Origin of the sequence: Phenylobacterium deserti (genome assembly GCF_003254705.1) — a bacterium.
Classification (GTDB): Bacteria; Pseudomonadota; Alphaproteobacteria; order Caulobacterales; family Caulobacteraceae; genus Phenylobacterium; species Phenylobacterium deserti.
In genome coordinates, this window is record NZ_QFYR01000003.1 from 123,732 (window position 1) to 132,132 (window position 8,401).

An 8,401-nucleotide genomic window follows, 5' to 3' on the forward strand; every position below is an offset into this window, starting at 1 on the left:
GACGACCTGAAGAGCTTCCTCCTCCAGCTGGCATCGACTGTCGTTGGAGGCCTAATCGTTTGGCTCGTCACCGTGATGGCGAGCGGATGACAAAGAGAGGCCGGATGGCCGACCAACCTGAAAATACAGGGCGCAAACAGGCAACCCAGTTCAAGCCCGGCCAGAGCGGCAACCCCAACGGTCGCCCCAAAGGCTCGCGCAACAAGCTCAACGAGGACTTCGTCCGGGCGCTGTCCGATGACTTCGCTGAGCACGGGGATGCGGTCATCGCGGCCGTCCGCTCCGAGAAGCCTGACGTGTACCTGAAGGTCGTCGCCTCCCTCTCACCGAAGCACGTCGAGGTGAAGGACGAGAGGCTCGATGATCTCGAACGAGATGAACTTGCTGCTTTCCTCGATGCCGTCCGAGAAGCTCGACGCGCTCGAGAGGCAGATAGCGAAGGCGCTGTCCACTAAGGATGAGGGCCGCAAGCTATGGACCTACTACCCGGCGACGGGGCCGCTTCGGCGCGACCTCTACGCCAAGCACATGGCATTCTTCGCCGCGGGTAAGGTCCACCGGGAGCGCGCCGCGATGGCTGCGAACCGGGTAGGGAAGACCGAAGGCATCGGAGCCTATGAGGTGACCCTTCACCTCACGGGTCTCTACCACACCGACGACTTCGCGTGGTGGCCTGGCCGGACCTGGGATCGCCCGATCAACTGCCTCTGTGGCGGAGATACTGGGACGACGACCCGGGACATCGTGGTCGCCAAGCTGCTCGGACCGGCGAGCGCGCGTGGCACGGGGATGATCCCCCGGGACATGATCAAGCGCATCAAGCCGGCGGCTGGCATCCCGGACGGGGTGGACTACGCGGAGATCGAGCACGTCAACGGCGGGCTCAGCATCATTCAGTTCCGCTCCTACGATCAGGGGCGGGAAGCCTGGCAAGGCACCGAACGGGATCTCGGCTGGTGTGACGAGGAGCCGCCAGAGAGCGTCTACACCGAGCTTCTGCTGCGGACGATGACCACCAAGGGCTCGGTAATCTCGACGTTCACGCCGCTGAACGGCCTCACCAACGTGGCGCTGAGCTTCATGCCGGAGCTGGCGCCGCAATGAGCAAGTGGGCGATCGGCATCACGTGGGACGACGTCCCGCACCTGGACGACGCGACCAAGAAGGAGCTGTGGGAGTCGATCCCGCCGCACCAACGGGACGCGCGGGCCAAGGGCATTCCGGCGCTGGGCTCTGGCGTCATCTACCCGGTGAGCGAGGAGCTTTGGACGGTCGATCCGTTCCAGATCCCTGCGCACTGGCCGCGAGCCTTCGCCCTAGACGTGGGCTGGAACCGCACGGCTGCTGTCTGGGGCGCTTGGAACCGGGATAGCGACACGGTCTACGTCTACGACGAGTACTACGTCAGCGAGGCGCCGCCGCAGGTTCACGCCGACGCCATCCGGGCGCGGGGCGACTGGATACCTGGGGTGATCGACCCGGCGGCTCGTGGGCGACAGCAGCGCGACGGCACGGCGCTCATGACCGAGTACGTGTCGCTGGGCCTGGATCTGCTGCCGGCGAACAACGAGGTCGAGGCGGGCCTGTTCACGGTCTACCGGCGGCTCGTGTCGGGTCGGCTGAAGGTCTTCAAGACCTGCACGAACCTGATTGGCGAACGCCGCCTCTACCGCCGCGACGACAAGGGCAAGGTCGTCAAGGAACGCGACCACCTGATGGACGCCGAACGCTACCTGATCATGTCGGGCATGGCGCGCGGCTGCACCCAGCCCGAACGGCACTGGGAAGAAGACCGGCGCGGCTACTCGCCAACGACGGGCTACTGACTGAGGAGCTTCGATGGAAGACGACGAACTCCTCGACGCCCAGCCGATGGAAGGCGAGGGCGAGGACAACCTGTTCGCGGAGGAGCCCGCGACGGCTGACCCGCTCGCCAAGCTCTACGAGATCGCCAAGACCCAAGGCGACATCTCGCATCTGCTGGACTCGACCCAACTCGCCAACCTCGGCGCGCGTGTGGTCGAGGACTACGAGCTGGACGACCGCTCCCGGGCTTCCTGGAAAACCAAGGCGCAGCGCGCCCTTGATCGCGCCGCTCAGGAAGAAGAGCAGATCAAGAACTACCCGTGGGACAACGCGTCCAACGTGAGCTACCCGCTGCTCACGGTCGCGGCCCTGCAGTTCGCCGCACGCGCCTATCCGGCCATCATCAAGAACGATGAGGCGGTGAAGGTGAAGGTGTTCGGCACCCCGCCCGAGAGCGCCCCGCCGGAAGTCCAGCAAGCCGCGTCGCAGGGCGACCGGCGCGCCCAGATGGCCGTGCAAGCCGCCACCGAGGCCCTGCAGAAGCGCCAAGCCAAGATCGCCCGCGCCAAGCGCGTCGGCGACTACATGAACTACAAGCTGTTCTACGAGATCGAGGACTGGGAAGGGGACACCGACGTCCTGCTGCACCAGCTGCCGATCATCGGGCTCGGCTACCGCAAGGAATGGCACGACCTGGACAGCGGTCGCTGCAACGCGGCCTACGTCTCGGCGATGCGCCTGGTGGTGAACCAGGACGTCAAGAACCTGAAGACCGCGCCACGCGTCACGGAAGAGATCCCGGACGTCTACCCGTACCAGATCGAGGGCCGCATCCGCGCGGGCCGGTACCGTCAGGTGAGCCTGCCGGCCACGGCTGAAGACGACCAGGCCCCGCGCATGCTGCTCGAACAGCACCGCATGCACGACCTGGATGGCGACGGACTGGAAGAGCCCTACGTCGTTACGGTGGACAAGGAGACCCGTCAGGTTCTCCGCATCGAGGCTGCCTACACCCTGGAAGGCGCTCGCATGGGCGGCGTCGAGGGCGAGGAGCGGGTGGTCGGCTTCGACCGCTGGATGCCGTACACGAAATACGAGTTCCTGCCGGACCTGAAGGGCCGCTTCCACTCGATCGGCTTCGGCCATCTGCTCGACCAGCTGACTGAGGTGGTCAACACCTCGATCAACCAGATGATCGACGCGGGCCATGCGGCTATCGCGGGCGGCGGCTTCATCGCCTCGAGCCTGCGTCTGCAAGGCGGTCCGGGCAAGACGAACACGATCCGTTTCCGGCCCAACGAGTACAAGACGGTCACCGTGGCCGGCTCGATCCGGGACGCGATCTACGAGCGCAACGTCCCGCAACCGTCGCCGGTCATGTTCCAAGTCCTGGACCTGATGCTGGGCGCGGCCAAGGACATCACCTCGACCAAGGATGTGCTGACCGGCGAGGCCAACTCCACGGCCCCGGTGGGAACGACCCTGGCGCTTATCGAGCAGGGCCTGCAGGTCTTCTCGTCCATCTACAAGCGGGTGTACCGCGGCCTGAAGGCCGAGTTCATCATGCTGTACCACCTGATCGGCGCGTACGGCGACCCGAACGACTACCTCGAGGTGCTGGACGATCCTGAGGCGGACTTTGCCGCGGACTTCTCCGGCGAGGGCAAGGACGTGCTGCCGGTCTCTGACCCGTCCGTCGCGACCAAGATGCAGGCGATGGGTAAGGCGCAGCTCCTCATGGGGCTGATCGGCAAGGGCGGCAACGACCGCGCCATCATGAAGCGCGCCTTCGAAGCCTTTGAGATCGACGACCCTGAAGAGCTGCTTCCCGTCCCGATGCCGCCGAACCCGGCCGTCGAGGCGAAGGCGCAGCGTGATCAGGCCGCGGCGGAGAAGGACGTCGCCGCTGGCCGGAAGCTAACCGCGGAGGCGGCTGAGATTGTCGCGAGAAACACTGCCGGCGCCAACCCTCGAGGAGTTCCAGGCATGGCGGGACCATCCCCTGACGAAATGGGCCTTGGCGGCGCTCCAGAAGCGCTCGGAGGACCAGAAGGCGGGATGGCTTGAGCACTCATGGGAGAGCGGCCAGGCCGACCCCCTGATGCTCGTTGAGCTGCGAACCCGGGCGGACGCCTACCAAGCTATCGCTGAGACAACCTACGAGAGGTTCTGTGAACTCCACGGCCAAGATCCCCGCACTGACTGAGTGCGACCCGGGCCTCGCGCCCACGGAATACAACATCCTGATCATTCCGGAGGTGATCGAGGAGAAGACCAAGGGCGGCCTGTTCCTGCCGGAGCAGGTGAAGGAGACGGACGAGCTGGCGCAGACGCGCGGCCGAATCGTCGCCGCTTCGCCGCTGGCCTTCAACTACGACAACTGGCCCGAGACCGCCCGTAAGCCGCAGGTCGGCGACGTGGTCTGGTACGGGCGCTACGCCGGCACTCTCATCGAGGGCCGCGACGGCAAGACGTACCGCCTGTGCAAGGACAAGGACGTCGGCGCCGTGGTGCTCGACGCATGAAGACGCCCTTCAGCTTCGGAACCGCCATCGCCCTGCTGAAGGAAGGCCGGAAGGTCAGCCGCGAGGGTTGGAACGGCAAGGGCATGTGGATCTACTACGTGCCGGAGAACAGCTACGCCGCCCAAACGCCGGCTGCTCGTGGTCGCTTCGGCGAGATGGTCCCGTATCGCGCCTACATCGCCATGGTGACCGCACAGGCCGACGTCGTGCCGTGGGTCGCCTCGCAGACTGACATCCTGGCCGACGACTGGGTCCTGGCCTGACGAACCCGGCCTGAGGGCCACACATCCACGAGGATTGCATGGCTGATGAAGCCGAAGACAACCTCCCGCCGGAAGGCGCGGAGGCAGAAGAGCTTGCGCCCGTAGAGAGCGGCGCTGAACAGCACGTCGAAGGCGCAGTCACCCCGCCTGAAAGTGCGCAAACGCCTTCCGAGGTCGAAGAGCTTGCCCGCGAGATGGGCTGGGCTCCGAAGGACCACTGGCGCGGCGACCCGGAGCAATGGAAGGACGCCAAGACCTTCCTGAAGACGACGGTCGAGATTAACCGCACCCTGTCGAAAGACGTTCGCGGACTGAAGGACACGGTCGATCGCCTGTCCCGCACCTCGGCGAGGATCGCTGAGCGGGCCATCGCCGAAGAGCGCGCTGCGCTGGAACAACAGTTCCGAGACGCTGTGGCGGCCGGGGACGAGGAGGGCGCGTACGAGGCGTCCCAGGCGCTGCAGCGCGCCACTTCGGTCGAACCCGCTGACGACCCGCTGGCCGACTTCAAGACCCGCAACAGCTGGTTCGGGGCGGACGAGGAAGCCACCGCCTACGCCGCCAGCCTAGGCGAGATCCACAAGGGCAAGCCGATTGACGAGCAGTGCCGCCTCATCGAGGCCGCGGTTCGCAAGCGCTTCCCGGAACACTTTGCGAGCGCGGAGCCGAAGCCCGAGCCGCGCCCGCAACCCCGCGCCCCGCTGGTCAGCGCTCCGCAGACCCGCTCCGCACGGCCCACCCCGAAAGAGAAGGGTGTCGCCGACCTTCCCCCCGAAGCCCGCAAGGCGGGGGAGGACTTCGTTCGCCGAGGCCGGATCGGAAGCCTCGCCGACTACGCGAAGATCTATTTCGAGGAGAACGCCTGATGGCGAACGAACAGCGCGCCCGTGTGAGCCGGGCAGAAGAGAACCAGGCCCAGCGCCGCCGTCGTCAGCCCGGCACCATCGACCGCATGGACGAGTTCGCCCTGACGATCCCGGATGAAGTGCAGGCCGCCAATCCCGACCACGTGTTCCGCTGGGTGCTCGATCGGCCGAAGCGCATGCACCAGCTCACCGTGCGGGATGACTGGGACCGGGTGGATGGCGTCGAGCCCATCCCGGACCACGCCGACAAAGCCGGCAATCAACTCAATCTCGTTCTCGTCAAGAAGCGCAAAGAGTTCTGGGAAGAAGACCAGAGAGCCAAGGGCCAAGCCCTGCGTGAGCAGGAGCAGGCGATGGTGCGCAAGGCGTCGAACGACCCGCAAGACGACCGTCCGGCCGACGTCTCGTACGTCCCCGACGGCAACTCCATCACATCGGGCTTCACGCCCTAGGGACCCATTCACATGGCGAACACCAACATCGCCACCGGCTTCAAGCCGGTCGGCGCTCGTGGGGGCTCGTACTCGGGTCAGATCAACCGGTACTATGTGCCGGCTTCTGACGCCACGGCCCTCTTCATCGGCGACCCGGTCGTCATCGCTGGCGACGGCGACACCACTGGCGTTGCTTCCGTCACCCGCGCCACCGCTGGCACTGCCGGCCGCGTGACCGGCGTGGTGGTTGGCTTCGACCCCGATCCGACCATCCGCACGAACGGCTACCGCGCCGCTTCGACCGCCGCCTACGTGCTGGTGGCCGACGACCCGGACCTGATCTGCGAAGTCCAGGAAGATGCCGTCGGTGGCGCTCTCGCCGCTGTGGACATCGGCCTGAACGCCGACATGATCGCCGGCTCGGGCTCGACCGCAACCAAGCTCTCGGGCTTCCAGCTCGACACCTCCACCAAGGCCACGACCGCCACCCTGCAGCTGCGCATCCTTGGCTTCGTCCAGCGCGCGGACAACGAGGTGGGCGCCAACGCCAAGGTGCTGGTTCGCTTCAACACCCCGACTGAGACCGGCGCTGCCGGCTCCACTGGCGTCTAAGGGGGCCGGACAACATGAGCACGATCACGCGTTCCGCCCACCCGTCGGCGCTTTGGCCCGGCGTGAAGGCATGGTTCGGCAAGTCCTACGACGAGCTGCCGGCCGAATGGTCCCAGGTGTTCGAACAAGACACCTCGGACAAGGCCTACGAAGAGCTGGTCGAAACGACCGGCTTTGGCCTCGCCCCGCAGAAGTCGGAAGGTGGCTCCATCAGCTACGACACCGACGGCGAGGGCTACAAGTCGCGCCTGACGCACGTCGTCTACGGCCTCGGCTACATCGTTACCGAGGAAGAGCTTGAAGACAACCTGTACAAGGAAGTCTCCGAGCGCCGTGCGCGCGGCCTGGCCTTCTCCATGCGCTCGACCGCCGAAGTCGTTCACGCGAACTACCTGAACACGGGTTTCGCGGCGAACGGCGGCGATGGCGTGCCGCTCTTCTCGGCTTCGCACCCGACCCGCTCGGGCACTCAGTCCAACCTCCTGTCGGCGGCCGACGTGTCGGAAACCGCCCTGGAAGATGGCCTGAAGACCGTGCGTCGCGCGAAGAACAGCCGTGGCCTGGCTATCAGCCTGCAGGTGAAGCGTCTCGTCGTTCACCCCGACGAGATCTACAACGTCACCCGCATCCTGGAGTCCCAGCTGCGCGTCGGCACCAACAACAACGACATCAACGCGATCAAGGCCCTCGGCAAGATCCCGGAAGTCGTTGAGATGACGCGCCTGACGGACACCGACGCCTGGTTCCTGCAGACCAACGCCCCCGAAGGTCTGAAGTCCATGTGGCGCCGCAAGGTGACCCTGGAGAAGGACAAGGACTTCGACACGTCCAACGCCAAGGCGAAGGCCACCATGCGCTTCGCCGTCGGCTCGGGTGACTGGCGCGCCATCTTCGGCAACGCCGGCGCCTAACAAGCTCCCCTGAGCGAACTCGGAGGGCGCGGCTTCGGCTGCGTCCTCCACTCTTTCCGCGGAGGCGCTGATGTCCCGTGACGCCAACGCAATCTGCGACCGCTGCGGCTTCCAGCGCAAACACCACCAGCTCCGCAAGGAGTGGGACGGGCTCATGGTCTGCGCCGAGTGCTACGACCCGCGCCCTGTCCACCTCGACCCGCCTCGCATCTACCCGGAAGGCATGCCGGTGCGCGACGCGCGCCCAGAGCCCGCGCCGGTTTTCGTGGGCGACAACGATTTGCAGCCGGAGGATCTCTGAATGGCGACGTCCGGCACGACCAGCAGCACGCTTACCGTCCGCGAGGTGATCGACCTCGCCTGCGAAGAGCTTGGCATCCTCGCCATGGGCGACACGCTGGACGCGACCGTTGCTGAGCGCGCGATGACGCGCCTCAACTGGATGCTGAAGACCTGGCAGGCGGACGGCCTGACGAACGGGTGGCGCATCGAGGACGTCTCGATCACCTGGCCGGCTGACACGGCCACGGCCACCCTGGACACCAACTACCTCGACCTCGAAAATGTCCGCCGCAGCATCTCGGGCATTGAGACGCCCCTGGAGCGGTTCGACGCTGACGAGTACGCGCAGCTGCCGAACAAGGCCGCGACGGGCGTGCCGAACAGCTACGTGGTCAAGAAGACCCGCGACACGCTCTCGGTGAGCCTCTGGCCTGTGCCGACCGCGGAGACCACGATCCTCGCCGACGGCGCGCGCATCATCGAAGACGTCACGGACCTCGGCCAGAACATCGACGTGCCGCAGGAGTGGCTTGAGACCGTCTACATGTGCCTCGCCGCGCGCCTGATCACGCCCTTCAAGTCGCTCATGACCGACCCGGCTTCGGCCAAGGCGGTCGAGGAGCGCGCCGCCACTCTTTACGCCCGCCTCAAGACCTTCGGGGACGAGAGCGGCTCCATCTACTTCCAGACCGCCTAGGAGCC

The 8,401-nt window shown here is 66.0% G+C and carries 12 protein-coding genes; all 12 read left to right on the forward strand.

The window, feature by feature from the left end; translation table 11 throughout:
• Positions 1–104 precede the first annotated feature (104 nt).
• The 12 genes from DJ018_RS19005 to DJ018_RS13320 all read left to right on the forward strand — a co-directional run bounded on the left by DJ018_RS19005 (position 105) and on the right by DJ018_RS13320 (position 8,396).
• Entirely contained in the window at positions 105–455 is a 351-nt protein-coding gene (locus DJ018_RS19005; RefSeq protein WP_133254294.1) for a DUF5681 domain-containing protein, read from the forward strand.
• The gene (locus tag DJ018_RS13270; RefSeq protein WP_111515444.1) at positions 361–1,104 is read left to right on the forward strand and encodes a terminase large subunit domain-containing protein; all 744 of its coding nucleotides are present in this window, start codon (positions 361–363) and stop codon (positions 1,102–1,104) included. Before DJ018_RS19005 ends, DJ018_RS13270 begins: the two co-directional genes overlap by 95 nt.
• Positions 1,101–1,826, forward strand: coding sequence for a phage terminase large subunit family protein (locus DJ018_RS13275; protein WP_111515445.1), 726 nt, complete (start codon positions 1,101–1,103; stop codon positions 1,824–1,826). The genes DJ018_RS13270 and DJ018_RS13275 overlap by 4 nt, the downstream gene beginning before the upstream one ends.
• A gap of 13 nt (positions 1,827–1,839) precedes the next feature.
• Positions 1,840–3,873, forward strand: coding sequence for a hypothetical protein (locus DJ018_RS13280; RefSeq protein WP_111515446.1), 2,034 nt, complete (start codon positions 1,840–1,842; stop codon positions 3,871–3,873).
• A 104-nt stretch (positions 3,874–3,977) separates the two neighbouring features.
• Positions 3,978–4,331 (forward strand): co-chaperone GroES, encoded by a 354-nt coding sequence (locus tag DJ018_RS13285; protein WP_165842920.1) that lies wholly within the window; start codon positions 3,978–3,980, stop codon positions 4,329–4,331.
• Positions 4,328–4,594: a DUF2829 domain-containing protein gene (locus DJ018_RS13290; protein ID WP_111515448.1), complete on the forward strand. Its 267-nt coding sequence runs from the start codon at positions 4,328–4,330 to the stop codon at positions 4,592–4,594. Before DJ018_RS13285 ends, DJ018_RS13290 begins: the two co-directional genes overlap by 4 nt.
• A gap of 38 nt (positions 4,595–4,632) precedes the next feature.
• Positions 4,633–5,460 carry a hypothetical protein gene (locus DJ018_RS13295; protein ID WP_111515449.1) on the forward strand — a complete coding sequence of 276 codons (828 nt, stop codon included), beginning with the start codon at positions 4,633–4,635 and terminating at the stop codon, positions 5,458–5,460.
• Positions 5,460–5,912 (forward strand): hypothetical protein, encoded by a 453-nt coding sequence (locus DJ018_RS13300; protein ID WP_111515450.1) that lies wholly within the window; start codon positions 5,460–5,462, stop codon positions 5,910–5,912. Before DJ018_RS13295 ends, DJ018_RS13300 begins: the two co-directional genes overlap by 1 nt.
• A 12-nt stretch (positions 5,913–5,924) precedes the next feature.
• Positions 5,925–6,506 carry a hypothetical protein gene (locus DJ018_RS13305; RefSeq protein ID WP_111515451.1) on the forward strand — a complete coding sequence of 194 codons (582 nt, stop codon included), beginning with the start codon at positions 5,925–5,927 and terminating at the stop codon, positions 6,504–6,506.
• Positions 6,507–6,520: 14 nt separating this feature from the next.
• Positions 6,521–7,417: a hypothetical protein gene (locus DJ018_RS13310; RefSeq protein WP_111515452.1), complete on the forward strand. Its 897-nt coding sequence runs from the start codon at positions 6,521–6,523 to the stop codon at positions 7,415–7,417.
• A 70-nt stretch (positions 7,418–7,487) separates the two neighbouring features.
• A complete protein-coding gene (locus DJ018_RS13315; RefSeq protein WP_111515453.1) occupies positions 7,488–7,718 on the forward strand; it encodes a hypothetical protein in 231 nt (76 codons plus the stop codon).
• Positions 7,719–8,396: a phage adaptor protein gene (locus DJ018_RS13320; protein ID WP_111515454.1), complete on the forward strand. Its 678-nt coding sequence runs from the start codon at positions 7,719–7,721 to the stop codon at positions 8,394–8,396.
• Positions 8,397–8,401 lie beyond the last annotated feature (5 nt).

Bases quoted from the DNA above. Each gene is read 5' to 3' on its own strand.
- DJ018_RS13300 (WP_111515450.1), top strand. From the start codon at position 5,460: ATGGCGAACGAACAGCGCGCCCGTGTGAGCCGGGCAGAAGAGAACCAG.
- DJ018_RS19005 (WP_133254294.1), top strand. From the start codon at position 105: ATGGCCGACCAACCTGAAAATACAGGGCGCAAACAGGCAACCCAGTTC.
- DJ018_RS13305 (WP_111515451.1), top strand. From the start codon at position 5,925: ATGGCGAACACCAACATCGCCACCGGCTTCAAGCCGGTCGGCGCTCGT.
- DJ018_RS13295 (WP_111515449.1), top strand. From the start codon at position 4,633: ATGGCTGATGAAGCCGAAGACAACCTCCCGCCGGAAGGCGCGGAGGCA.
- DJ018_RS13310 (WP_111515452.1), top strand. From the start codon at position 6,521: ATGAGCACGATCACGCGTTCCGCCCACCCGTCGGCGCTTTGGCCCGGC.
- DJ018_RS13275 (WP_111515445.1), top strand. From the start codon at position 1,101: ATGAGCAAGTGGGCGATCGGCATCACGTGGGACGACGTCCCGCACCTG.
- DJ018_RS13315 (WP_111515453.1), top strand. From the start codon at position 7,488: ATGTCCCGTGACGCCAACGCAATCTGCGACCGCTGCGGCTTCCAGCGC.
- DJ018_RS13280 (WP_111515446.1), top strand. From the start codon at position 1,840: ATGGAAGACGACGAACTCCTCGACGCCCAGCCGATGGAAGGCGAGGGC.
- DJ018_RS13290 (WP_111515448.1), top strand. From the start codon at position 4,328: ATGAAGACGCCCTTCAGCTTCGGAACCGCCATCGCCCTGCTGAAGGAA.
- DJ018_RS13270 (WP_111515444.1), top strand. From the start codon at position 361: ATGATCTCGAACGAGATGAACTTGCTGCTTTCCTCGATGCCGTCCGAG.
- DJ018_RS13320 (WP_111515454.1), top strand. From the start codon at position 7,719: ATGGCGACGTCCGGCACGACCAGCAGCACGCTTACCGTCCGCGAGGTG.